At 68.9% G+C, this 23,898-nt stretch carries 19 protein-coding genes; 7 read left to right on the top strand and 12 right to left on the bottom strand.

Annotated elements, in window-relative coordinates; genetic code table 11:
- Positions 1-43 precede the first annotated feature (43 nt).
- From xpsF to xerD, 5 genes are all read right to left on the bottom strand, one after another.
- A complete protein-coding gene (gene xpsF, locus N800_RS06190; protein ID WP_036135978.1) occupies positions 44-1,261 on the bottom strand; it encodes a type II secretion system protein XpsF in 1,218 nt (405 codons plus the stop codon).
- A 4-nt stretch (positions 1,262-1,265) separates the two neighbouring features.
- Positions 1,266-2,996, bottom strand: coding sequence for a type II secretion system ATPase GspE (gspE, locus tag N800_RS06185; protein WP_036135976.1), 1,731 nt, complete (start codon positions 2,994-2,996; stop codon positions 1,266-1,268).
- 145 nt (positions 2,997-3,141) lie between these two features.
- Positions 3,142-7,068 carry a phosphoribosylformylglycinamidine synthase gene (purL, locus tag N800_RS06180; RefSeq protein WP_036135973.1) on the bottom strand — a complete coding sequence of 1,309 codons (3,927 nt, stop codon included), beginning with the start codon at positions 7,066-7,068 and terminating at the stop codon, positions 3,142-3,144.
- A gap of 213 nt (positions 7,069-7,281) precedes the next feature.
- Positions 7,282-8,160, bottom strand: coding sequence for a thioredoxin fold domain-containing protein (locus tag N800_RS06175; RefSeq protein WP_084087275.1), 879 nt, complete (start codon positions 8,158-8,160; stop codon positions 7,282-7,284).
- Between the two features lie 142 nt (positions 8,161-8,302).
- Positions 8,303-9,256, bottom strand: coding sequence for a site-specific tyrosine recombinase XerD (gene xerD / locus N800_RS06170; protein ID WP_036135970.1), 954 nt, complete (start codon positions 9,254-9,256; stop codon positions 8,303-8,305).
- A 29-nt stretch (positions 9,257-9,285) separates the two neighbouring features.
- On the opposite strand from xerD, the gene N800_RS06165 reads away from it, so the two are divergent.
- A complete protein-coding gene (locus N800_RS06165) occupies positions 9,286-9,747 on the top strand; it encodes an RDD family protein (RefSeq protein ID WP_036135967.1) in 462 nt (153 codons plus the stop codon).
- Between the two features lie 15 nt (positions 9,748-9,762).
- Here N800_RS06165 and lptG read toward each other — a convergent pair whose 3' ends face one another.
- Both lptG and lptF read right to left on the bottom strand, forming a co-directional pair.
- A complete protein-coding gene (lptG, locus tag N800_RS06160) occupies positions 9,763-10,875 on the bottom strand; it encodes an LPS export ABC transporter permease LptG (RefSeq protein ID WP_036136054.1) in 1,113 nt (370 codons plus the stop codon).
- A complete protein-coding gene (gene lptF / locus N800_RS06155) occupies positions 10,875-11,954 on the bottom strand; it encodes an LPS export ABC transporter permease LptF (RefSeq protein WP_036135966.1) in 1,080 nt (359 codons plus the stop codon). The genes lptG and lptF overlap by 1 nt, the downstream gene beginning before the upstream one ends.
- A gap of 210 nt (positions 11,955-12,164) precedes the next feature.
- Between lptF and N800_RS06150 the strand changes: the two genes are divergently transcribed.
- From N800_RS06150 to N800_RS06140, 3 genes are all read left to right on the top strand, one after another.
- Positions 12,165-13,643 (top strand): leucyl aminopeptidase, encoded by a 1,479-nt coding sequence (locus N800_RS06150; RefSeq protein ID WP_036135964.1) that lies wholly within the window; start codon positions 12,165-12,167, stop codon positions 13,641-13,643.
- Between the two features lie 43 nt (positions 13,644-13,686).
- Positions 13,687-14,130, top strand: a complete 444-nt coding sequence (locus tag N800_RS06145) for a DNA polymerase III subunit chi (RefSeq protein WP_036135962.1) — start codon at positions 13,687-13,689, stop codon at positions 14,128-14,130.
- Positions 14,131-14,263: 133 nt separating this feature from the next.
- The gene (locus N800_RS06140) at positions 14,264-17,179 is read left to right on the top strand and encodes a valine--tRNA ligase (RefSeq protein ID WP_036136053.1); all 2,916 of its coding nucleotides are present in this window, start codon (positions 14,264-14,266) and stop codon (positions 17,177-17,179) included.
- A 40-nt stretch (positions 17,180-17,219) separates the two neighbouring features.
- Here the strand turns inward: N800_RS06140 and N800_RS06135 are convergent, their stop codons facing one another.
- From N800_RS06135 to pssA, 4 genes are all read right to left on the bottom strand, one after another.
- Positions 17,220-17,672, bottom strand: a complete 453-nt coding sequence (locus N800_RS06135) for a hypothetical protein (protein ID WP_036135960.1) — start codon at positions 17,670-17,672, stop codon at positions 17,220-17,222.
- Entirely contained in the window at positions 17,672-18,160 is a 489-nt protein-coding gene (gene rimI, locus N800_RS06130) for a ribosomal protein S18-alanine N-acetyltransferase (protein WP_036135958.1), read from the bottom strand. Before rimI ends, N800_RS06135 begins: the two co-directional genes overlap by 1 nt.
- Positions 18,157-18,381 (bottom strand): hypothetical protein, encoded by a 225-nt coding sequence (locus tag N800_RS16280; protein ID WP_052107971.1) that lies wholly within the window; start codon positions 18,379-18,381, stop codon positions 18,157-18,159. Before N800_RS16280 ends, rimI begins: the two co-directional genes overlap by 4 nt.
- Before the next feature lie 269 nt (positions 18,382-18,650).
- A complete protein-coding gene (gene pssA, locus N800_RS06120; RefSeq protein WP_425476500.1) occupies positions 18,651-19,406 on the bottom strand; it encodes a CDP-diacylglycerol--serine O-phosphatidyltransferase in 756 nt (251 codons plus the stop codon).
- Positions 19,407-19,500: 94 nt separating this feature from the next.
- Here pssA and N800_RS06115 point away from each other — a divergent pair, with 94 nt between their 5' ends.
- The 3 genes from N800_RS06115 to N800_RS06105 all read left to right on the top strand — a co-directional run bounded on the left by N800_RS06115 (position 19,501) and on the right by N800_RS06105 (position 22,477).
- Entirely contained in the window at positions 19,501-19,908 is a 408-nt protein-coding gene (locus tag N800_RS06115) for a DUF4124 domain-containing protein (protein ID WP_052107970.1), read from the top strand.
- 178 nt (positions 19,909-20,086) lie between these two features.
- Positions 20,087-21,802, top strand: coding sequence for a proline--tRNA ligase (locus N800_RS06110; RefSeq protein WP_036135950.1), 1,716 nt, complete (start codon positions 20,087-20,089; stop codon positions 21,800-21,802).
- Positions 21,803-22,111: 309 nt separating this feature from the next.
- A complete protein-coding gene (locus N800_RS06105) occupies positions 22,112-22,477 on the top strand; it encodes an H-NS histone family protein (RefSeq protein ID WP_036135947.1) in 366 nt (121 codons plus the stop codon).
- A 128-nt stretch (positions 22,478-22,605) separates the two neighbouring features.
- On the opposite strand, the gene N800_RS06100 is transcribed toward N800_RS06105, so the two are convergent.
- The gene (locus N800_RS06100; RefSeq protein WP_036135944.1) at positions 22,606-23,868 is read right to left on the bottom strand and encodes a threonine/serine exporter family protein; all 1,263 of its coding nucleotides are present in this window, start codon (positions 23,866-23,868) and stop codon (positions 22,606-22,608) included.
- Positions 23,869-23,898 lie beyond the last annotated feature (30 nt).

Raw genomic sequence — 23,898 nt, 5'->3', positions numbered from 1 at the left:
GAGCATCGCACGCCAGCTCCCCACCGGCGAGAGGTGGCGCCGTTCAGCCAATGGCGTTGGTCAGGTCGTACAGCGGCGTGAGCACTGCCAGCACCACCACCGCCACCACACCGGCCAGTACCACGGTCACCACCGGCACCAGCGCGGCCAGCATGCGGTCCAGCGACAGCGCGGTTTCCTGCTCGAAGGTTTCGGCGGTCTTGACCAACATGGTGTCCAGAGCGCCCGACTCCTCGCCCACCTGGATCATCTGCAGGGCCAGCCGCGGGAAGCGCTTGCCCTTGCCCAGCGCGGTCGACAGCGCGACGCCGTTCTTGACCTCGTCGGCGGCGGCCTCGACATCGGCGGCCAGCACGCGGTTGCCCATGATGTTGCGGCCGATGCCCAGCGCCGCCATCAGCGGCACGCCGTTGCGCACCAGCGTGCCCAGGGTGCGCGCCAGCCGCGCGGTCTCCACCTTGGCCACCAGCGCGCCGGCGAAGCGGCGGCGCAGCAGCCAGGCGTCCAGGGCCGCGCGGAAGTCGGGATCGCGGCGCTTGCGGTCGAACCACCACAACGCCAGCGCGGGCACCGCGATCAGCACGATCCACCAGTCGCGCACGAACAGGCCGACGCCAAGCACGATCTTGGTGAACAGCGGCAACTCGGCGTCGAGGCTTTCGTACATTTGCGCGAACTGCGGCACCACGTAACCCAGCAGGAACAGCAGGCTCAGGCCCACCATCACCAGCAGGATGGCCGGGTAGATCAGCGCGTTGATGACGCGCCCCTGCAGCGCGCGACTGCGCTCCAGATAGTCGGCCAGCCGCGCCAGCGTTTCGTGCAGGCTGCCACCGGCCTCGCCGGCGCGGACCATGTTCACGTACAGGCGCGAGAACGTGCCGTGTTGGCGCTCCAGTGCGGTGGACAGCGAGGTGCCGCCGCGCACCGCATCGCGCACGTCGGCGATGGTGCGCTTGGCGGTCTCGTCCTCTGGCAGTTCCAGCAGGATCGACAATGCGCGGTCCAACGGCTGGCCCGCGCCGAGCAGCGTCGCCAGTTGCTGGGTGAACTGCACCAGGCGCGCCCCGGCGAAGGCCTTGGGCTTGAACAACCCGACCCAGAACGGCGCACCGCCACCTTCGCTGGCCAGCCGCGCCTCCACCGGCAGATGCCCCTGCTCCTGCAGGCGCAGCACCACCTCGGCGTTGCTCGCGGCTTCCATCTGCCCGTCGAGCATCTCGCCGCGTGCGTTCAGCGCCTTGTAGCGGAACAGCGCCATGGGGTCAGGCGTCCTCGGTCACGCGCAACACTTCCTCGATGGTGGTCTGCCCCGCCATCGCCTTGATGATGCCGTCCTCGTACATGGTGCGCATGCCGTGCTGGCGCGCGATCTGTTCGACCTCGCCCATGCCGGCGTGGCGCATCACCGCGCGACGCAACTCATCGTTCATCACCAGGAATTCCATGATGGTGGTGCGGCCGAGGTAACCGGTGGGCGCCAGCACCGAACCGCGCGGGTGGTACAGGAAGATCTCGCCCTCGGGCTGGTAGCGGCGCAGGTTGAACTTCTCGATTTCTTCGGGCGAGGCCGGGTACTTCTCCGCATGCGTCGGCTCCAGCCGGCGCACCAGGCGCTGGGCGAGGATGCCGTTGATGGTGGAGGTCAGCAGGTAGTCCTCCACGCCCATGTCCAGCAGGCGGGTGATGCCGCCGGCGGCATTGTTGGTGTGCAGCGTGCTCAGCACCAGGTGGCCGGTGAGCGCCGACTGGATGGCGATGCGGCACGTTTCCAGGTCGCGCATTTCGCCGATCATGATGATGTCGGGGTCCTGGCGGACGATGCTGCGCAGCGCATGGGCGAAGTCCAGCCCGATCTGCGGCTTGGCCTGGATCTGGTTGATGCCTTCCAACTGGTATTCGATCGGGTCCTCGACGGTGATGATCTTCACGTCGGGGGTGTTGAGCTTGCTCAGCGCGGTGTACAGCGTGGTGGTCTTGCCCGAGCCGGTGGGGCCGGTGACCAGCAGGATGCCGTGCGGCTGGTCCAGCACCTTCTGGAACTGCGGCAGGAAGGCATCGGTGAAGCCCAGCCGCTTGAAGTCGAAGACCACGGTCTCGCGGTCGAGCAGGCGCATCACCACGCTCTCGCCGTGCGCGGTGGGCACGGTGCTCACGCGCAGGTCCAGTTCCTTGCCCTGCACGCGCAGCATGATGCGGCCATCCTGCGGCAGGCGACGCTCGGCGATGTTGAGCTTGGCCATGATCTTGATGCGGCTGATCACGGCGGCGGTGAGGTTGACCGGCGGGCTTTCGCCGTCGATCAGCACGCCATCGACACGGTAGCGCACCTTCAGCCGGTTCTCGAACGGCTCGATGTGGATGTCGGACGCGCGCAGCTCCACCGCTCGCTGGATGATCAGGTTGACCAGGCGGATGACCGGCGCTTCGGACGCGAGGTCGCGCAGGTGCTCGACGTCCTCCAGGTCGCCACCGCCCTCGCCTTCGGCGGTCTCGACGATGGCACCCATGGCGCTGCGGCCCTGGCCGTGCCAGCGCTCGACCAGGTCGTCGATCTCCGAGCGCAGCGCCACGTGCGGACGCACCTCGCGGCCGGTGGCCAAGCGCACGGCGTCGAGGATGTAGGCGTCCTGCGGATCGGCGACGAGCACATCGACGGTGGTGTCGGTCTCGGCCACCGGGCACACGTGGAACTGCTTCATGAACTTGGCGGTGAGCGCACTGCCTTCGGGCGGCAGCTCGGGCAACTCCTTGGCGCTGACCAGGGGCAGGTCGAGCACCTCGGCCACCGTTTCCGCGTGGTCGCGCTCGGAGACCAGGCCCAGACGCGCAAGCAGGGCCAGCAACTGGCCGCCGGCTTCCTCCTGCAGACGCCGGGCACGGCCGAGGTCGGCTTCCTTGAGCCGACCCTTGGCCAGCAAAGCCTCGACGATGCGCGCTTCCACCCCACCCTCGGCGGGCTGGACCGATTCTGCTTCCGTGACCAGCGCGTTCACACCACCTCCGGCAAACCGTGGGGCCTGACTTTAGCAGGTCACGTACTGGCCACGGACAAGAGGCCACGGCTTTCAGTGGCGGCGAGGCGGGCGCGGACCCGCTCCGGCCTTGCGGCCCGTGATCGCACGGGCCGCGGGGCGTGCCTCAGCCCACGTGCACCCGCGCGTTGCGGAACATCCGCAGCCACGGCGAATCAACACCCCAGTCCTTCGGCGCCCAGCTCAGGTTGGCGCTGCGCGGCGTGCGCTCGGGGTGCGGCATCATGATCGTGACGCGGCCGTCGATGGTGGACAGGCCCGCGATGGCATCGGCGGAACCGTTCGGGTTGAGCGGGTACTGCGTCGCCACCGCGCCGTTGCCGTCGATGTAGCGCAGCGCCACGTTGGCGGCTGCGCGGTCGATGGCGCCGTCGAACTCGGCGCGGCCCTCGCCGTGCGAGACCACGATCGGCAGGCGCGAGCCGCCCATGCCGCGCAGGAACAGCGACGGCGACTCCATCACCTCCACCAGCGACAGGCGGCCTTCGAACTGCTCGCCACGGTTGCGCAGGAACACCGGCCAGTGTTCGGCGCCCGGAATGATGGGCTTGAGCTGGCTCAGCATCTGGCAGCCGTTGCACACGCCCAGCGCGAAGGTGTCGGGGCGGGCGAAGAACGTGGCGAAGGCGTCGCGCAGCGCGCTGCGCTCGAGGATGCTGGTGGCCCAGCCGCGGCCCGCGCCCAGCACGTCGCCGTAGCTGAAGCCACCGCACGCGGCGAAACCAATGAAGTCGGCCAGCTGCACGCGACCGGTAATCAGGTCGCTCATGTGCACGTCGAAGGCCTCAAAACCGGCGCGGTCGAACGCCGACGCCATCTCGACCTGGCTGTTGACGCCCTGCTCGCGCAGGATCGCCACCTTGGGCTTCACGCCGGTGTTGATGAACGGCGCGGCGATGTCGTCCTGCGCGTCGAAACCCAATTTCGGCTTCAAGCCCGGCGCGTTGAAGTCGCGCGCGATGGCGCGCTCCTCGTCGGCGCATTCGGGATTGTCGCGCAGCTTCTGCAGCGCGTGGCTGGTGGCCCACCAGGCATCGAACAGCTCATCCCACCGCCATTCGGCCAGCGTGCCGCCGTCCTGGATGACGCGCACGACCGGTGCGCCGGTCGGCTTGGCGATACGCTGCGCGCAGTCGATCAGGCCGTGGCGCGCGACCAGGTCGGCGAACGCGGCACGGTCCTCGTTGGCGATCTGCACCACCGCGCCCAGTTCCTCGTTGAACAGGGTGCGGAACGGATCCTCGCCCCAGCCATCGAGGCTGATGTCCAGGCCACGGCGCGAGCAGAACGCCATTTCGGCCAGCGCGGCGAAGGCGCCGCCGTCGGAACGGTCGTGGTAGGCCAGCAGCAGGCCGGCCTCGCGCGCGTCGCGGATCAGCTCGAAGAAATCGCGCAGGCGCTGCGGATCGTCCAGATCCGGCACGCCGAGATCGCCGCGTTCCTCGCCCTGGCCGGCGAAGGCCGGCAGCGCGCCGTTGCCCTCGGCGGCGTCAGGATGGCACTGGGCCAGCACCGAACCGCCGAGGCGCTGCTTGCCGGCGCCCAGGCCGATCAGCCACAGCTCGGACTCGTCCTCGCGCGAGAGCAGCGGGGTCAGCTGCTGGCGCACATCGACCACCGGCGCGAACGCGCTGACGATCAGCGACACCGGCGACACCGACTTGTTGGCCACGCCCTCGGCATGCCACTGCGCCTGCATCGACAGCGAGTCCTTGCCCACCGGGATGCTCAGTTCCAGCTCGGGGCACAGCTCCATGCCCACGGCCTTCACCGCGTCGAACAGCAGCGCGTCCTCGCCCGGGTGGCCGGCAGCGGCCATCCAGTTGGCGGACAGTTTGATGCGGTTGAGCGATTCCACCGGTGCGGCGCACAGGTTGGTGATCGCCTCGCCCACGGCCATGCGCGCGGCGGCGGCGGCATCCAGCAGCGCCAGCGGGGTGCGCTCGCCGATGGCCATCGCCTCGCCGACGAAGCCTTCAAAACCGGTGAAGGTGATCGCGCAGTCGGCCACCGGCAACTGCCACGGGCCGACCATCTGGTCGCGCGCGGTCAGGCCGCCGACGCTGCGGTCGCCGATGGTGACGAGGAAGTTCTTGGACGCGACGGTGGGGTGCGCGAGCACGCGCAGCGCGGCGTCGCGCAGGTCCAGGCCCGCCCATTGCAGCGCGGGCCACGGCGCGGGCGCCGGGTGTGCGGTGTCGCGGTGCATCTTCGGCGGCTTGCCAAACAGCACGTCCATGGGGATGTCGATCGGCCAGTCGTGGCCGGGCTCGCGCGCGTTGGCGACGGTGGCGCCGTAGCCGACCACCAGGTGCTCCTCGGCAGTCGCATGGCCCACGACCGCGAAGGGGCAGCGCTCGCGCTCGCAGATCGCGGTGAACTCGGCGATGCGGTCCACTGGCACGCCGAGCACGTAACGCTCCTGCGATTCGTTGCACCACAGCTGCATCGGCGACAGCGATGGGTCGTCCTTCGGCACCTTGCCCAGGTCGATCACGCCGCCCAGGTCGGAGTCGTGCAGCAGCTCGGGGATGGCGTTGGACAGGCCACCCGCGCCCACGTCGTGCGCGGTGGCGACCGGGTTGTTGGCGCCCATCGCCACGCAGCGGTCGATGACCTCCTGGCAGCGGCGCTCCATCTCCGGGTTGTCGCGCTGCACGCTGGCGAAATCCAGGTCCTCAGCACTCTCGCCGGAAGCCACAGAACTGGCGGCGCCGCCGCCCAGGCCGATCAGCATCGCCGGGCCACCGAGCACCACCACGGCATCGCCGGGCTGCAGGCCAAGCTTGGTCACCTGCACGCGGTCGATGGCGCCGAGGCCGCCGGCCAGCATGATCGGCTTGTCGTAGGCGCGCGCATGGGCGCCCTCGTCCAGCTCGAAGCTGCGGAAGTAGCCGGTCAGGTTGGGACGACCGAATTCGTTGTTGAACGCCGCGCCACCGATCGGGCCGTCGAGCATGATCTCCAGCGCCGGCGCCATGCGCGGGTTGAGCGCGCGCTCGCGCTCCCACGGCTGCGGCAGCCCCGGGATGCGCAGGTGCGAGACGCTGAAGCCGGTCAGGCCGGCCTTCGGCTTGCCGCCGCGGCCGGTGGCGCCCTCGTCGCGGATCTCGCCACCGTTGCCGGTGGAGGCACCGGGGAACGGGGCAATGGCGGTCGGGTGGTTGTGGGTTTCGACCTTGATGCAGAACGCCGATTCGATCTCAGCCTCGCTGCGGTACGCGCCGGTCAGCGGATCCGGACGGAAACGGCGGCTGGCGTAGCCCTCCACCACCGCGGCGTTGTCGGCATAGGCGGACAGTGTGTGCTCGGGAGCGTGGGCGTGGGTGTTCTTGATCATCTTGAACAGCGACTGCGGCTGCTCACGCCCATCGACGGTCCACGACGCATTGAAGATCTTGTGCCGGCAGTGCTCGGAATTGGCCTGCGCGAACATCATCAGCTCGACGTCGGCCGGATCGCGGCCCAGCGCGGCGTAGCGCTCACGCAAGTAGGCGATCTCGTCATCGGCCAGTGCCAGGCCGAGGCGCACGTTGGCGGCTTCCAGTTGGTCCAGCGGGATGCGCTCGACGTCGCCACGCGCAGGCACCGCGAACAGGCCTTCGCCGGCCTCGCGGGTGTCCAGCACCGACTGGGTCATCGGGTCGTGCAGCACCTTGGCCAATGCGGCCTGGGCGGCGGCATCGGCCGGCCAGCCGGCCAGGTCGTAGCGGATGCCACGCTCCACGCGGTGCACCGGCTGTCCGGCACCGCGCAGCAACTCGGTGGCCTTGCTGGCCCACGGCGACAGCGTGCCCAAGCGCGGTGTGACGTAACGGGAGACGGCCCCGGCCTCACGCGGCGCGGCCGCGCTGCTGGCCTGCAGGATGCGGTCGAGCGCGGCGGCATCCGGGGTCTGGCCCGGATCGGCATCGACCCAGTACACCCACCACGCGCCCAGCAGGCGCAGGTCGGCATGGATGGCTTGGAGGCGGGCTTGCAGGCGTTCGCGGCGGAACGAAGACAGGGCGGGTACGCCCTCGAGGACGATCATGTCCGGGGAACCGTGCTACGTCGGGCCCGCCATTGTAACCGAGGCCTCACGATGGCGTTGCCCGGCCGGGCGGCGGGGTACGACAGGCCGCTGGGGGGCGGCGCGAAGCCGGACTTCCGGGGCCGCAAACGCAGACCGCCGCCCGAAGGCGGCGGTGCGGGCCCTCACCCAGGGGTGGCTTCAGCCGGCCCGGGTACCGAGGCATGGCCCGGATCAGGCTCCCGTGGCGGGCTTCACCGGGTCCGAGGGCGTCGCTGCGGCCGGAGCGGCGGCGGCCGGCTTGGCCCCTTCGCCCGCCAAGCGGTCCAGGGTGGCGCGCAGCTGGGCCGGCGGCAGGTAGCCGCCCACCTGGGTGCCATCCTTGGTCAGGATCATCGGCGTGCCGGTCAGCCCGGCGCGCTGGCCCACGTCGTACTGCATGGTGACGGTGTTCTTGCAGTCGACCATCTTCAGCGCCTTGTCGCTCTTGGCGTCGGTCAGGGCCTTCTTGCGGTCCGCCGCGCACCACACCGACACCATCTTCTTGTGGTCCTCGCTGCCGATGCCCATGCGCGGGAAGGCCAGGTACTCAATCGCGATGCCCTGGCGGTTGTACTCGGCGATCTCGCTGTGCAGCTTGCGGCAGTAACCGCACTCCACGTCGGTGAAGACGGTGACGGTGTACTTGGGGTTCGGCGGCGCGAACACGATGCGCTCGCTGGCCGGGATGGTCTTCAGCAGGTCCACGCGCATGCCGGACAGGGCCACTTCGCTCAGGTTCTTCTTGGCGCCCACGTCGAACAGCGCGCCGCCCGAGCCGGGCAGGAACAGGTACTTGCCGTCGTCGCTGATGTAAACGACCTGACCACCGACGATGGCCTCGCGGAAACCGGGCACTGGCGCCGCGGCGACCTTTTCCACGGTGACCTGCGGGTTGAGCTGGCGGATGGCGTCCACCGCGCGCGCTTCCGGCGTGCCGGCGATCGGCTTGGCCGCGGTGACGGCATTGGCGCTGGCGGCCTGGGCGCCGGGCGCCTGGGCGGACTGCGGAGCCTGCTGGGCGCAGGCGGAGAGGCTGATCGCGCCGAGCGCGGCGATGAGGATGCGCTTCATGAAGGGGGTTCTTCCCTGGAGGTTCGAGTAGTTCGACCGCGGCGACGGGCCTAGGTTCCGCGGGATTGTTGCACGACCAACGGCAAAGCCGTCGCCAACAGGACCGGGCGGCATGGAAACCGCGATGTGCGGCACTGTCCGCTCAGCCTCGCGGGTGGTGGCGCGCGTGCAACTGCTTGAGTTGCTCGCGCGCGACCAGGGTGTAGATCTGCGTGGTTGACAACGAGGCGTGCCCCAGCAGCATCTGCAGCGCGCGCAAATCGGCGCCGCGGTTCAGCAGATGGGTGGCGAAGCTGTGGCGCAGCCCATGCGGGCTGATCCGGCGGGGATCGATGCCCGCCGCGGCGGCGTGGCGCTTGACCAAGTGCCAGAACTGCTGGCGCGTCGGCGCCTCGCCACTCGCTTCGAGGAACAGCGGCGCCAGCGCACGCTTGCCGGCCAGTTGCGGGCGCGCGGCGGCCAGGTAGCGCTCCAGCCAGTGCTGGGCCTCTTCGCCCAACGGCACCAGTCGTTCCTTGCTGCCCTTGCCGGTGACCCGCAGCGCACCCTGGCGCAGGTTCACGGCGGTGGCCGGCAGGTTCACGAGTTCGCTGACGCGCAGGCCAGCGGCGTACATCAGCTCCAGCATCGCCCGGTCGCGCAGGCCGAGTGGCGTGGTGGTGTCGGGTGCGGCCAGCAGTGCATCGATCTCGCTTTCGGCCAACGCCTTGGGCAGCAATCGCGGCAGTCGCGGCGGCTCCAGCAGCCCGGTCGGATCATCGTTGCGCTCGCCACGGCGCACCAGCCACGCGTACAGCGCACGCAATGCCGACAGCAGGCGCGCGTTGCTGCGCGGCGAGTAGCCCTCGCGCGTGCGCCACGCCAGGTAATCGAACAGCACCGCACGGTCAGCGGCGGCCACGCCACCCGCTTGCCCCTCGCGCCAGCGGGCCAGCCCTTCCAGGTCGCGACGGTAACTGTCGAGGGTCTGCCGCGAGAGGCCATTCTCCGCCCACAGGGCTTCGAGGAAGCGGCTGATCAGGGACTGGTCCGCGTCCGGCACGGGGGGCAACGCCATCACCCGCTGGCGGCGTTCGGCAGGTGTGCGCGACGTCATGGTCGCAGCTTAGCGACTATCCTTGTGCGATGACATCGCACCCCGACACACCGCGCGCGCTCATCGGCTGGCGCCTGCTGGCCCTGCTCTACGACTTCTTTCCCGCACTGGCCCTGTGGATGGCGGCCGGGGCCGTGTTCACGGTGGGATACCAGCTCGCCGGGCATGGCTCGCGCGAAGTCATCGCCCCTTTCAGCGCGCTGCAGTGGTTGTTGTGGCTGGTGTGCTGGCTGTTGACCGGCGCGTATGCCATTGCCAGCTGGCGTCGCGGTGGGCAGACGCTGGGCATGCGGCCCTGGCGGCTTCACGTCATCGGTCCGGATGGCGGCCCCGCACCGCTGCCCGCGCTGCGCGTGCGCTACGCGGTGGGCACGGTGTCGGTGCTGGCAGCGGGCCTGGGCTTCTGGTGGGCGTGGTTCGACCGTGACCGCCTTACCTGGCATGACCGCGTCAGCGGCACGCGCCTGGTACGCCGCCCCAAGCCGACCTGATCCGGGGCGAAAGACTCAGCCCGACCGGCGTCGGAACAGCATCACCGACACGGCCACCATGATCACGGTCGGCAGCAGATAGGCGACGCGGAAGTCGAACTTGTACACCTGCGCCAGACGCACGAACTGGGTCTGCAACAGCCAGAAGCCCAAGGCGAACACGATGCCGATGAACAAGCGCTTGCCCAGCCCGCCACTGCGCAGGCTGCCGAAGGCGAACGGGATCGCCGCCAGGCACAAGGCCAGCGCATTCAACGCGTAGAACCAGCGCCCCCAGTAGATTTCCTGGAAGTCACCGGCATCCAGCCCGTTACGCAGGCGGTAGTCGATGGCGTCCTTCAGCTCGGGCGATGGCATGTAGCGTGGCTTGGCCATGCCTGCGGTGAGCGCGGTGGTGTCCAGCTCGGAGTCCCAACGCTCCTCGGCCACCTGCCGGCGTGCCACCGAGCGCTCGGCGAAGGTGGTCCGGGTCACGTCGCGCAACAGCCAGCCGCCGGGGCGGTGCTCGGCCACCTTGGCCACCGCCATGGACTTCAGCCGGCCGTCGGGCTCGAATTCGTACAGGCTGACGTCGCGCAGCTCCAGCCAGCGGTCGTCGCCGTTGTCGCGCTCGTCGCCATCGACGGCGTTGAGGATGACCTCGCCTTCACGCGCCCACAGGCCCGAATAACGCGCCACGATCAGGTCGTTGGATTTGGCCGAGGCCTTGAGCGCATCGGCCTGGCGCTGACCCCACGGCGCCAGCGTCTCGCCGTTCACCACCATCGCCAGGGTCAGCACCGCGAGCGCGCCCGCCACGGTCAGGCTGAGACGCCGGCGCGACAGGCCCACCGCGCGCAGCGCGGTCAGCTCGGAGGTGGCCGCCAGCTGGCCCAGCGCCATCAGCGCACCGATCACGGCCGCGGTCGGGAACAGCGTGTAGGCACGGCGTGGGACGGTGTAGGCCATGTAGGCCACGGCCTTGGGAAAGTCGTAGCTGCCCTTGCCGATGTCGCTGACTTCGCTGACCAGGGCCAGCATCACATCCAGCCCCAACAGCACCGCCCAGGTCAGCAGCACCGTGCCCAGCACGATGCGGCCCAGGAACAGCTCATGGACCTTGGGAAAGGCCTTGCCGAAGACCGCCATCAGCGACGCCCCCACAAGCCACGTGGGTGGCCATCACGCACGTACATCCAGATGCCCAGCACCAGCAGGGGCAGCACCAGCCACCACATCCCGGCCGCGGGCGGCAGCTTGCCGTCCTCCAGCCAGCCGCGCGCCATCAACATCAGGCTGGTGGCCACCACGAAGCCGAGGAACCCCATCAACAGGTGCCCATAACGCGCCTGCCGCGGCGAAGTGCGCGACAGCGGCACGGCCAGCAGGGCAAACGCCAGCGCCAGCAGCGGTGGCGCCAGGCGCGCGTGCACCTGCGCATTGGCCTCGCGGCGATCATCGGCCAGCAGCGCCGGCGTCGACATCACTTCCGGATCCTTGGGATCGAACTTCCCCTGTCCCGGTGGCAGGCGCACGTCATTACTGGCGTAGCGCAGCAATCGGTAACCCAAGCCGTCATGCCGCGGGCCTTCGACCTGGAAGCCTTTTTCCAGGGTAATGAAACGCTCCCCGTCAGGGTGCACGGTCAGGCGGCCGGTGTTGGAGGTGGTGATGTCCATCCGCTCGTCGTTCTGGCGGTGGATGAAGATGCGCTGGAACTGGGTGCCATCGCCGGACATGCTGCCCACGTACACCACGCCGCCGCCGGGCAATTCAGTGAAGCGGCCAGGCTCCAGGCCTGCGATCAACAGGTTGCGGTTGGCATCGCTGATCATCTGCTTTGAGGTGCGGTGGGCCAACGGGCCCAACCACAGCGAGCACAGGGCGATGAAGGTCACCACCGGGACCACCAGCATCATCACCGGCCGAAGCAGGCGGCCGGGGCCGACACCAGCGGCGGTGATGACCGGCATTTCCGAGTCGCGATACAGCCGCCCCACGCCCAGCATCAACCCCAGCAGCAGGGCCAGCGGCAGGATGATCGGCAGGTAGTTCAGGAACTGCAGCCCGATCTGCGCCAGCAGCAGCGCCGCAGGCACCCGGCCACTGGTGATGTCGCGCAGCACGTCGGCCAGCACCGCGCCCATGCTGACGATGAGCAGCACCACCAGCACCGCGAAGGTGGACTGGGCGAGTTCGCTGAACAGGTAGCGGTCTAGCTTGGGCATCGGGCCTCGGTGGGTTGGCGGCGCCCCGGACCCTTTTTTCGGGAATCCGGCACGGTGCTTTAGACTTGGGGGTTCGTCCGGCGATGCCGGGCCCGCCAAGGGCCCCGCCCGCCGCGCATTCTGGCCTGAAACGACCGTTGGCGCCGCCGGATTGTACGGAATGGCGCATGAAACGGCCGCATGGCCTCTGCATTCTCTGGAAACTGCCGCATGACCCTCGAATTCGACCTGAACCGCGATGCACCCGCCTCCACCACCACCGATTGCCTCGTGGTGGGCGCCTTCGCCGACAACACCCTGACCCCGGCCGGCCAGGCGCTGGACGCGGCCAGCGGCGGTCGCATCCGCGCCCTGCTGGAGCGCGGCGACGCCAGCGGCAAGACCGGCAAGACCGCCCTGCTACACGACCTGCCCGGCGTCACCGCGCCGCGCGTGCTGGTGATCGGGCTGGGCGAGGCGGCGAAGTTCGGGGTGCCCCAGTACCTCAAGGCGGTCGGTGACGCGGCGCGCACGCTGAAGAGCGGTCCGGTCGCCCACGCCGTGTTCACCCTGGCTGAAGTGCCGGTGGCCGGCCGCGATGCCGCCTGGAACATCCGCCAGGCCGTGATCGCCGCCGACCACGCCTGCTACCGCTACACCGCCACCTTGGGCGAGAAGGCCAAGAAAAAGGTCGACCCGGGCCTGCGCACCTTGGCCGTCACCGGCAGCGACGAGACCGCGCTGGCGCAGGGCAAGGCCATCGCCAACGGCGTGAAGTTCGCCCGCGAGCTGGGCAACCTGCCGCCGAACATCTGCAACCCGGGCTACCTGGCCGAGCAGGCGCAGACCTTCGCCGGCAAGTTCCCGACGACCTCCTGCGAGGTGCTGGACGTGGCGCAGATGGAGGCGCTGGGCATGGGCTCGCTGCTGGCCGTGGGCCGCGGCTCGGCCAATCCGCCCAAGCTGATCGCGCTGCAGTACCGCAACGGCGGTGATGCCAAGCCCTACGTGCTGGTCGGCAAGGGCATCACCTTCGACACTGGCGGCATCAACCTCAAGACCCAGGGCGGGATCGAGGAGATGAAGTACGACATGTGCGGCGCTGCCACGGTGATGGGCACGTTTGTCGCCGCCGTGGGCATGAACCTGCCGATCAACCTGGTGGTGGTGGTGCCGGCCGTGGAGAACATGCCCGACGCCGACGCGTACCGCCCGTCCGACGTGCTGACCAGCATGTCCGGCAAGACCATCGAGGTCGGCAACACCGACGCCGAGGGCCGCCTGATCCTGTGCGACGCGCTGACCTGGTCGCAGAAGTTCGAGCCGGCCGCGCTGGTCGACGTCGCCACCCTGACCGGCGCGTGCATGGTCGCACTGGGCAAGTACGCCTCGGGCCTGATGAGCAAGCACGACGATCTGGCGGGCGAACTGCTGGCCGCCGGCGAACACGTGTTCGACCGTGCGTGGCGCCTGCCGCTGTGGGACGAGTACCAGGGCATGCTGGATTCCTCCTTCGCCGACGTTTACAACATCGGCGGCCGCTGGGCCGGCGCGATCACCGCGGGCTGCTTCCTGTCGCGTTTCACCGAAGGCCAGCGCTGGGCACACCTCGACATCGCCGGCTCGGCCAGCGACGAAGGCAAGAAGGGCATGGCCACCGGCCGCCCGGTCGGCCTGCTGAGCCAATGGCTGATCGATCGCGCCGCCTGATCGCGCCGTGACCCACGCTACCGACTGACGGACCCGCGCCCGCATGGCCAGCGCCGAGTTCTACCTGATCCAGAAGCCGCGGTTCCGCGAGGAGCCGCTGCTGCTGGTGTGCAAGCTGGCGCAGAAGGCGCATGACGCCGGCCTGTGGACGCTGGTGCTGACCCGCGATGCCACCCAGGCCGAACAATTGGACGACCTGCTGTGGTCGTTCGACGAGGACGCCTTCGTGCCACACCAGATCGCCGGCATGGCCGACGAGGGGGACGAGGAGGACGGCGACCACCTGGCGCCGGTGCTGATCGCGCCGCCGTCGATCGACACCCCGGTTCGCCCGCTGGTGATCAACCTGCGCGACAACCCGGTCGAAGGCAGCTTCGAGCGGGTGCTGGAAGTGGTGCCGGCCGACGAATCCGCGCGCGGCCCGCTGCGTGAGCGTTGGCGGCAGTACCAGGCGCGCGGCCTGGAGTTGAAGAAGTACGACATGTAGTTCCCGGTCTTCGCTGCGGCATGCGCATGCCGCGAAGACCACCGGCCCTCCCGCACTTCGCTGCGTGTCGGCCCTGCACCACCGCGACGCACGCCGTCGTGTGCGCCACCCCACCTCTTACCGCGACTGCCCCATGACCTCGCTCTCCTCCAGCTACGATCCGACCCAATTCGAATCCCGCCTGTACCAGCAGTGGGAGAGCAGCGGCGCGTTCAAGCCCAGCGGCAAGGGCGAGCCCTACACCATCCTGCTGCCGCCGCCGAACGTGACCGGCACCCTGCACATGGGCCACGCGTTCCAGCACACGCTGCAGGACGCGCTGGTGCGTTACCACCGCATGCGGGGCTACGACACGCTGTGGCAGATGGGCACCGACCACGCCGGCATCGCCACCGAGATGGTGGTGTCGCGCAACCTCGCGACCGAAGGCAAGGGCGAGACCCGCGACTCGCTGGGCCGCGAAGGCTTCATCGCCAAGGTGTGGGAGTGGAAGCAGCAGTCCGGTGACACCATCGAGCGGCAGATGCGCCGCATCGGCACCTCCGGTGACTGGTCGCGCCGCGTGTTCACCATGGACCCGATGGCCGCCGAGGCGGTGGCCGAAGCCTTCGTGAAGCTGCACGAAGACGGCCTGATCTATCGCGGCCAGCGCCTGGTCAACTGGGACCCGGTGCTGAAGACCGCGATCTCCGACCTGGAAGTGGTCAACGAGGAAGAAGACGGCCACCTGTGGTCGATCGAGTACCCGCTCACCGACGGCAGCGGCACGCTGGTGGTGGCCACCACGCGTCCGGAGACCATGCTCGGTGACGCCGCGGTGATGGTGCATCCGGAGGACGAGCGCTACGCGCACCTGATCGGCCGCTCGGTCACGCTGCCGCTGACCGGCCGCGAGATCCCGGTCATTGCCGACGACTACGTGGACCGTGAATTCGGCACCGGCGTGGTCAAGGTGACCCCGGCGCACGATTTCAACGATTACCAGGTGTGGAACCGCCACGTCGGCACCGGCGTGTTCGATGCGCTACCCAACCGCGGGCTGATCAACATCTTCACGCCGGATGCGAAGGTGGTCGGACATTCGCATGGCAGCCCGGCTCACGGCGAGACCGCGGACGTGGCGACGCATGACGCCGGCATTCCCGACGCCAACGCGCTGCTCAACGTGCCGTCCGCCTACCATGGCCTGGACCGCTACGACGCGCGCAAGGCCGTGCTCGCCGACCTGGAAGCCGCTGGCCGCCTGGTCGAGACCAAGCCGCACAAGCTGCAGGTGCCGCGCGGCGACCGCACCGGCCAGGTGATCGAGCCGTACCTGACCGACCAGTGGTTCGTGAAGATGGACCGGCTCGGCGCGCGCGGCCTGGCGCTCGCGGAGAGCGGCAAGGTCAAGTTCGTGCCCGGCAACTGGATCAACACCTACCGCCACTGGATGGAGAACATCCAGGACTGGTGCATCAGCCGCCAGCTGTGGTGGGGCCACCGCATCCCGGCGTGGTACGACGGGCAGGGCAAGGCCTACGTCGGCCGCAGCGAAACCGAGGTGCGCACGCTCAACAACCTCGGTCCGGACGTCGCACTGACGCAGGACAACGACGTGCTGGAGACTTGGTTCTCCTCCGCGTTGTGGCCGTTCAGCACGATGGGCTGGCCGGACGCCGACGCGATGGCCAAGCGCGGCTACGAGCGTTACGTGCCGTCGTCGGTGCTGGTCACCGGTTTCGACATCATCTTCTTCTGGGTCGCCCGGATGATCATGATGACCGACCACTTCACCGGCGAAGTGCCGTTCCACGACGTTTACGTGACCGGCCTGGTGCGCGACAAGGACGGACAGAAGATGTCCAAGTCCAAGGGCAACATCCTCGACCCGCTGGACATCATCGACGGCATCACCCTGGACGCGCTGGTCGCCAAGCGCACCACCGGCCTGATGCAGCCGAAGATGGCCGAGAAGATCGAGAAGGCCACGCGCAAGGAGTTCCCCGACGGCATCCCGGCGTTCGGCGCCGATGCGCTGCGTTTCACCATGGCCGCGCTGGCGGGCCACGGCCGCGACATCAAGTTCGACCTCAACCGCGCCGAAGGCTACAAGAACTTCTGCAACAAGCTGTGGAACGCCGCGCGCTTCGTGCTGATGAACACCGAAGGCTTTGCCGCGCGCGAAGCGCTGCCGGCCGGACAGGCGCCAGCGGTGCCGCAGCCGGTGACCGACGCGGAGCGCTGGATCCTGGCGCAGTTGGAGCGCACCGCCGCCGAGGCCGCGCAGCACTTCGCCGATTACCGCTTCGACCTGCTGTCGCAGGCGCTGTACGAATTTGCCTGGAACCAGTTCTGCGACTGGTTCGTGGAGCTGGCCAAGCCGGCGCTCAATGGCGATGACGCCGCCGCGGCCGAGAGCACCCGCCACACCCTGCTGTACGTGCTCGAGCGCCTGCTGTGCCTGCTGCATCCGCTGGTGCCGTTCGTGACCGAAGAACTCTGGCTCGCCGTGGCGCCCAAGCTGGGCCTGTCCGGCACGGTCATGCGCCAGCCCTACCCGCAGGCCGGCGACGCCGCGGGCGACTTCGCCGCGGCCGAAGCCGACGTGGAGTGGCTGAAGGCGATGGTCTCGGCGCTGCGCAAGGTGCGCAGCGAGCTCAACGTGGCGCCGGGCAAGACCGTGGCGCTGCTGCTGGCCGATGGCGTGGAGGCGGACCGTGCGCGCGCGGCGCGCTTCGACTCGCAGCTCCGCTTCCTGACTCGCCTGGAGCGCATCGAATGGCTGGCCAGCGCCGATCAGGCGCCCGCCGCCGCTGCCGCCGTGGTCGGCGAACTGAAGCTGCTGGTACCGCTGGAAGGCCTCGTCGACCTCGGAGCCGAACGCACCCGGCTGGACAAGGAACTCAAGCGCGTGGAAGGCGAAATCGCCAAGTGCCAGAACAAGCTGGCCAGCGAGACCTTTGTCGCCAATGCCCCCGCCGCCGTGGTCGAGCAGGAGCGCAAGCGCCTGCTCGACTGGAACGTGCAGCGCGATGCGCTGGCGGCGCAGCGCGCCAAGCTGGGCTGACGCAGAGGCGGCGGGTTTCAGGGAAACCCGCCGCGATGCTTCAGAAACTCTTGTTCTCGGTGGTGATGTCTTCGCGCTGGGCGCTGGCCGCCCGTTCGGCGAAGGCATCCACATCAATGGGCGTCCACGTGCAGGCCGTCGCATCGGTGGGCAGGCGAATCACCAGCCCTTCCAGCGCGATGTAGCCCGGCCGGGGATCGATGCTCTTGGAACGCGTGACATAGGCCGCCTCGTTTTGGCGGAGTACCACCGCATTGCCGCCACGTTCCGCTGCCGCATGGGCGAGCTTGCCGAACGCCTGCTGATAGCTGACGCCACGCGCGGCTCGCGTGTCCTTCGACCCGATCGAGACCGACACCCGCCCCATCTTAGCCTCGACACACCCGGGAACCGCGTCCAATACCGCGGCCGGCTCCGACGATGCGGCTTCACCTGCGTATCCGCGTGTCGCCGCCATGAACAGGCACAACACCAACGCCTTTCGCACGAACATCAGCCTTCCTCCCTGAAAATCTCCATTGCCATGACGATGGCGTCCTCACGCCCGTCCTTGGCGGGATAGTAGCGCGGCCGCCGCCCGATCTCGTTGAAGCCTTCGTCGTGATACAGCGCAATGGCGCCGACGTTCGACGGCCTGACTTCAAGGAACACGCGCTCCGCTCCGCGCCCGCGCGCGACGTGCATGATCGCGCGCACCAGCTTGCGCCCCAGTCCGTGCCCCTGGTGCTCGGGCGCCACGCACACGTTGAGGATGTGCGCCTCGCCAGCGGCCACGCTCATCAGCACGTAACCGACGATCACGCCGGCCTCCTCCAGCACCCACGCCGGGTAATCCGAGCGCAGGCAGTCGCGGAAGATGCCCGGCGTCCACGGGAACTCGTACGCGCGCTCTTCCACGGCGTGCACGGCGACGAGGTCGTCTTCGCGCATGGGGCGCAGGCTGGCGGGCGCAGGCGCCGTATCGCGCGGAAGCGCGCTCACGGGCGGAACCTCGGCCGCAACGGCCGCAGTTTCAGCCACAACGCGCGCTTCGCGGCTGGGTTGCCGCGCAGCGCCTGCAGGTCCATGCCCAAGCGCTCAAGCACGGCACGGGCCTCCGAACGGGTGCGTTGGCCGGTGGCGCGCAGCAGCGCGCGTTCGAGCGCATCGTCGGGAGCACGGGATGGCGCGGTACGCGGCGGGCTGGGCGTCGCAACGTTCACAGGAGCTTCGGGGCGCGAATTCGCCTCAACCCCGGCAGGCGGCATCGGCGGACGTGGACGCGCCCTGTCGGCCGCAGGGGCTGCCGCAGCAAACCCTCGCTCACGGACGCCCTGGTGCCCCTCGTCACGCGATGGCAGGGCCGCGGACCGGGCGTTGCCAAGCGGGTCCCCGAGGGGCGCATCGACCCCCGGCTCATCGCCGGCCAACACGAAGACCCGGTGCCCCAAGGCCTTCAACCAGGCCTGTTGCTCGGCTGACCACAACGGTGTCACGTCGTCACTTCCTCGGGACGACGGCGCAGGCGGCGCCACATCGCATACACCGGGCCGAACAGCGCATACACCGCGCAGATCGCCAGCAACACGGTCGGCGGATCGATGGCGATGGCCACCAGCACCGCAACGACCACCACCGGCACCAGGAATGGCACGCGGTCATGGCGCGGGCCGGCTCCCTTGAAGCTGTAGTAGCGCATCCGGCTGACCATCAGCAGGGCTGCAATTACCGTCAGCGCCAGTGCGGCATAGCGCAGTTCGGTACCCGTGAAGCCGAACGCATCGAAGGTCCACACGAAGCTCACCACCAGCCCGGCGGCGGCAGGGCTGGCCAAACCGATGAACCAGCGCTTGTCCACCTGCCCCACCTGCGAATTGAAGCGGGCCAGCCGCAGTGCCGCACAGGCCGCATAAAGGAAGGCGGCGATCCAACCGATCTTTCCCGGCGTCACGCCATCCAGCTTCATCGACGCCAGCGCCCAGTGGTACATCACCATCGACGGCGCCAGGCCGAAACTGATCAGGTCGGCCAGCGAGTCGTACTGCACGCCGAACTCGCTCTGGGTGTTGGTGAGGCGCGCCACGCGGCCGTCCACCCCGTCCAGCACCGCGGCGATGAACACCGCGATGCAGGCATCGGCGAAATGCCCCTGTGTTGCGGCGATGATCGCGTAGAAGCCCGCGAACATGCCGCCGGTGGTGAACAGGTTGGGCAGCAGGTAGATGCCCCGGTGGCGGGGACGTGGCATGTGCGGTCGATCCATGTCCGGCAGTTTAGCGCTTGCCTGCCCCCCGGCACGGTGTTGCAATCAGCTCGACGTCCCCTCCCCACCGGAGCCCCGCATGCCCCGCCCCACCCACCGCGCCCCCGCCCTGCCCATCGGCCTGGCCGCCGCCGCGCTGCTGGCCGTGGCGCTGCCGGCTGCCGCCAGCAAGGTCTACCAGTGGAAGGACGCCAATGGGGTGACCCATTACGCCGACTCCCCGCCGCCGGGCCAGAAAGTCACGGACCGCACCCTCGACCCGCGCGCACCCGTCGCCCCGGCCAAGCCGGTGGTCAATGCCGACTGCAGCAACGCGCGCAGCAACCTCACCATCCTCAAGGGCAGCGGCCCGGTGGGGCTGGACGCAGACCGCGACGGCAAGCACGAACGCGAACTGACCCCGGCCGAGCGCGCCGAGCGCACCGCCAGGGCCGAGGAGGCCGTGAAGACCTATTGCGAAGGCGGCCCCGTCATGCCGGCCCGCTGAGGGCCACGCGTCGAGACCATCGTCGGATCGATGATGCCGGCAGCGGCACTGCGCCCGACTCCTGACGGCCCCCGCAGCCCGTGTAGCGTGCTCCGCACGCCCGCCCGCCCAACGCCCGGCGGTGGCCATCGCGTACCCATGGCAAAATGGCCGCTTCCCTCCGCGTGAAGCCCCATCGATGCGCCTGTCGCAGTTCCACCTCCATACCACCAAGGAAACCCCGGCCGACGCCGAGATCATCAGCCACAAGCTGATGCTCAAGGCCGGCATGATCCGCAAGCTCGCCGCCGGCCTGTACACCTGGTCGCCGCTGGGCCTGCGCGTGTTGCGCAAGGTCGAGCGCGCGGTGCGCGAGGAGATGGATGCCGCCGGCGCCATCGAGCTGCTGATGCCGACCATCCAGCCGCAGGAGCTGTGGGAGGAGACGGGACGCTGGGAGAAGTTCGGCGGCCAGCTCCTGAAGATCAAGGACCGCAAGGAAGCAGGCTACTGCTACGGCCCCACCGCCGAGGAGGTCATCACCGACTTCGCGCGCAGCGAGCTGTCCAGCTACAAGCAGCTCCCGGTCAACTTCTACAACATCCAGACCAAGTTCCGCGACGAGATCCGTCCGCGCTTCGGCGTGATGCGCGCGCGGGAATTCCTGATGAAGGATGCCTACTCGTTCCACATCAGCGAGGAGTGCCTGGGGCGCGAGTACCAGAACATGTACGACGCCTACGGCCGTGTCTTCACCCGCCTCGGGCTGAAGTTCCGCGCCGTGTTCGCCGACACCGGCGCGATCGGTGGCAATGCATCGCATGAGTTCCACGTGCTGGCCGACTCCGGCGAGGATGCGATCGCCTTCTCCACCGGCTCGGACTATGCCGCCAACGTCGAACTGGCTGAAGCCGTGGCGCCGGGTCCGCGTCCGGCCGCCAGCGAGGCCATGCGCAAGGTCGACACGCCGACGCAGAAGACCTGCGAGGACGTCGCCGCGCTGCTGGGCATCGGCCTGGAGCGCACTGCCAAGTCGGTGGCGATCATGGGTGCCGACGCGGAAGGCAACCCGCAGTTCGTGCTGGCGCTGGTGCGCGGCGACCACGTCGTCAACGAGATCAAGCTGGCCAAGCTCGCCGGCCTTGGCGACTACCGCCTGGCCACCGAGGCCGAGATCGTGGAGCACCTGGGCGCGCAGCCTGGCTTCCTCGGCCCGGTCAACGCCGTGCGCCCGATCCGCGTGGTCGCTGACCGCAGCGTGGCGGCGATGGCCGATTTCGTGGTCGGCGCCAACGAGAACGGCTTCCACTTGGCCGGCGTCAACTGGGGCCGCGACCTGCCGGAGCCCGAGGTCGCCGACATCCGCAACGTGGTCGAAGGCGACCCGTCGCCGGACGGCCACGGCACGCTGGGGATCGCCCGCGGCATCGAGGTCGGTCACGTGTTCCAGCTGGGTCGCAGGTACGCCGAGGCGATGAAGTGCACCGTGCTCGACGAGACCGGCAAGGCCGCCGTGCCGCTGATGGGCTGCTACGGTATCGGCGTCTCGCGCATCGTCGCCGCCGCCATCGAGCAGAACCACGACGACAACGGCATCTGCTGGCCGGAGGCGATGGCGCCGTGGCAGGCCGCGGTCTGCGTGATCAACCCGAAGAAGGACGCCGCCGTGGCCGAGGCCGCCGAGGCGCTGTACCGCGAACTCAACGCCGCCGGCATCGAGACGGTGCTGGATGACCGCGGCCTGCGCCCCGGCGCGATGTTCGCGGACATGGAACTGATCGGTGTTCCGCATCGCGTGGTGGTGTCGGAGCGCGTCGTGGCCGCGGGCAGCTTCGAATACCGCCACCGTCGCGCCAGCGAGGCCGAGAACCTCGATCGCGCGGGTCTGCGCATCAAGCTGGGGCTGGCCGGCTGATAACCGCGCCTCGCCGACCGGCGAATGTCCTCCATACACGAAAGCCCGGTCGAAAGACCGGGCTTTCGTTTGCGCCCGTGTCAGCCGAACCGGGCCAAACCCTGGGGAAACGTGGCCACCGGAACCGCCCTCTTCTACGAAGACATCGATGCTTTTGCAGTACCAAGCGCGAGGATATTATCGTGCCAATCACCCGTAACATTTACCGCCCGGGTTGGGCGCATTACCATCGCCCCGGTACGCCGCATTCCGCGGCACGATTATCTAGCCCCCATAGCCGAGATAATCCCGACCATTACCGGAGGTTTCATGTCGATCAATCTCGACGCCTTGTCCGCCAAGGAACTGCAGGCCCTGATCACCCAGGCCAAGAAGCGCAAGACCACGCTGGCCAAGCGCAAGCCCCTCGTCGCCGTTCGCAAGAAGGTGATGGCACTGATCAAGGCCGAAGGCTACACCGTGGCCGAACTGTTCGGCACCGGCAGCAGCGCACCCCGCGCCGCCGCTCCCAGGAAGGCCGCTCCGCGCAAGTCGACCGCCGGTAGCAAGGTGGCACCGAAATACCGCAACCCTGGCAATTCCACCGAAACCTGGACCGGTCGCGGCAAGCAGCCGCGCTGGCTGGCCACCCTGACCGCATCGGGCCGCAGCCTGGACGAGTTCCTGATCAAGTGAGGCACTGCGGGCCCGGCTGATGCCATGGCCCGCGGCACGCCAAAATGACGCCGGCCGCGCGCCGGCGTCATCGTTTGCAGCTTGCAGGTCAGTGCGGCACGCACGGGATGCACGCGCCGCCAGGGCCGCTACAGGTTACGCCGCGCCGACAGCAACAGGTTGCCGAACAGCAGACCGGCGATCAGCGCCAGCAGGATGTTGATCACCGCCAGCACCGCCTCCTGCCCAGCATTGACGTCCTGGGTTTGCAGCAGGCTCAACAGGCCGCGCAGACTAATGCTGCCGGGCACCAGCATGATGATGCCCGGTACGCGGATGATGGCGCCGGGGCGATGCCACCAGCGCGCATAGGCATTCCCTGCCGCGGTCACCGCCAACGCCGCCAGGAACACACCCGCCGGACTGCCAAAGGCTTGCCCCGCGAACCGGGAGATCAGGTAGCCCAACGCCGCTGCCAGCATCACCCGCGGGTAGTCACGGCGATGGGCCTTGAACAGCACGGCAAACGCGTACGCGGCCACCAGCAACGCACCCCATTCCACCCAATCGCTTTGTGGGCGCAGCGCCCGCACCTGCGGCTTCAAACCGAACAGATCAGCGACATACAGGGCGATAACCACGCCCACGGCCAATTGCATGATGGTGGTGACCGCACCAGCGAAACGCCCCGTGCCCGACATCAAGTGCTGGCTGCTGAGCTCGTTGACCGCATTGGTCAGCGCCAATCCCGGCAACAGAACCACCAACGACGCAATGATCACCGTGTTCTGGTTGAGTGGCGCCACCAGGCTGGCGACGAGGATGGCCAACGTCGCAACCATCACCGCTGCCACTGCGTCGAGCGCTTCGCGCAATTGTGGCCGTGACGCCGAATACTGCACCAGCCAGCCGGTAAGCAGTCCGTTGACGCCCGCGACCCCGATATCCAACCACGGCAGCCGGAACAGGCCACCCACGGCCGCGGCTGCGAGTCCAAACGCCAGTAGCTCCATCAGCCGCGCGCGCCGCCCCGGCGGCCGATCCAGCGCGCTCATCGTGGCGTGGGCTTCGGTCAGCCCCATGCGACCGGCGATCACCTCTTCGGCGATCCGATCAGTCTCGGCCAGCCGGTACAGATCGTTCTGACCCAGCGGCAGGCGGATGACGCGCGTGGTGTCGCTCTCGCCCGGCGGCCGCGTGGGGTCGCTGAAGGTCAGGATCATGCCGGTGGGGTTGGACCACGGCTCGCACTCCACGCCCAGCCGCTGCGCGGTCGCGGTGATTGCGCCCTCCAGCCGCTGCGCGGTGGTGCCGTAAAGGTGCAGGCGCTCGGCCAGTTCGATGAGGAAGTTGATGCGGTCCGCGTAGCTGGCGGAACTGGGCGGCGCGAGGGTCGACATGGCCGCAAGCATCGCATGCAAGTCCCTGCATCGATAGCGCCC

This window comes from Lysobacter daejeonensis GH1-9, from assembly GCF_000768355.1.
Taxonomy (GTDB): Bacteria; Pseudomonadota; Gammaproteobacteria; order Xanthomonadales; family Xanthomonadaceae; genus Aerolutibacter; species Aerolutibacter daejeonensis.
Note: the sequence above shows the minus strand (reverse complement) of the source record. Positions and strands in the feature narration are given on the sequence as shown.

Excerpts from the sequence above, each read along its gene's own strand:
- xerD (WP_036135970.1), bottom strand. The coding sequence starts at position 9,256 with ATGACGTCGCGCACACCTGCCGAACGCCGCCAGCGGGTGATGGCGTTG.
- N800_RS06115 (WP_052107970.1), top strand. The coding sequence starts at position 19,501 with ATGCCCCGCCCCACCCACCGCGCCCCCGCCCTGCCCATCGGCCTGGCC.
- lptG (WP_036136054.1), bottom strand. The coding sequence starts at position 10,875 with ATGGCGGTCTTCGGCAAGGCCTTTCCCAAGGTCCATGAGCTGTTCCTG.
- N800_RS06165 (WP_036135967.1), top strand. The coding sequence starts at position 9,286 with ATGACATCGCACCCCGACACACCGCGCGCGCTCATCGGCTGGCGCCTG.
- lptF (WP_036135966.1), bottom strand. The coding sequence starts at position 11,954 with ATGCCCAAGCTAGACCGCTACCTGTTCAGCGAACTCGCCCAGTCCACC.
- N800_RS06100 (WP_036135944.1), bottom strand. The coding sequence starts at position 23,868 with ATGCTTGCGGCCATGTCGACCCTCGCGCCGCCCAGTTCCGCCAGCTAC.
- N800_RS06145 (WP_036135962.1), top strand. The coding sequence starts at position 13,687 with ATGGCCAGCGCCGAGTTCTACCTGATCCAGAAGCCGCGGTTCCGCGAG.
- pssA (WP_425476500.1), bottom strand. The coding sequence starts at position 19,406 with ATGCCACGTCCCCGCCACCGGGGCATCTACCTGCTGCCCAACCTGTTC.
- N800_RS06110 (WP_036135950.1), top strand. The coding sequence starts at position 20,087 with ATGCGCCTGTCGCAGTTCCACCTCCATACCACCAAGGAAACCCCGGCC.
- xpsF (WP_036135978.1), bottom strand. The coding sequence starts at position 1,261 with ATGGCGCTGTTCCGCTACAAGGCGCTGAACGCACGCGGCGAGATGCTC.
- N800_RS06150 (WP_036135964.1), top strand. The coding sequence starts at position 12,165 with ATGACCCTCGAATTCGACCTGAACCGCGATGCACCCGCCTCCACCACC.
- N800_RS06175 (WP_084087275.1), bottom strand. The coding sequence starts at position 8,160 with ATGAAGCGCATCCTCATCGCCGCGCTCGGCGCGATCAGCCTCTCCGCC.
- N800_RS06135 (WP_036135960.1), bottom strand. The coding sequence starts at position 17,672 with ATGTTCGTGCGAAAGGCGTTGGTGTTGTGCCTGTTCATGGCGGCGACA.
- N800_RS06105 (WP_036135947.1), top strand. The coding sequence starts at position 22,112 with ATGTCGATCAATCTCGACGCCTTGTCCGCCAAGGAACTGCAGGCCCTG.
- N800_RS06140 (WP_036136053.1), top strand. The coding sequence starts at position 14,264 with ATGACCTCGCTCTCCTCCAGCTACGATCCGACCCAATTCGAATCCCGC.
- purL (WP_036135973.1), bottom strand. The coding sequence starts at position 7,068 with ATGATCGTCCTCGAGGGCGTACCCGCCCTGTCTTCGTTCCGCCGCGAA.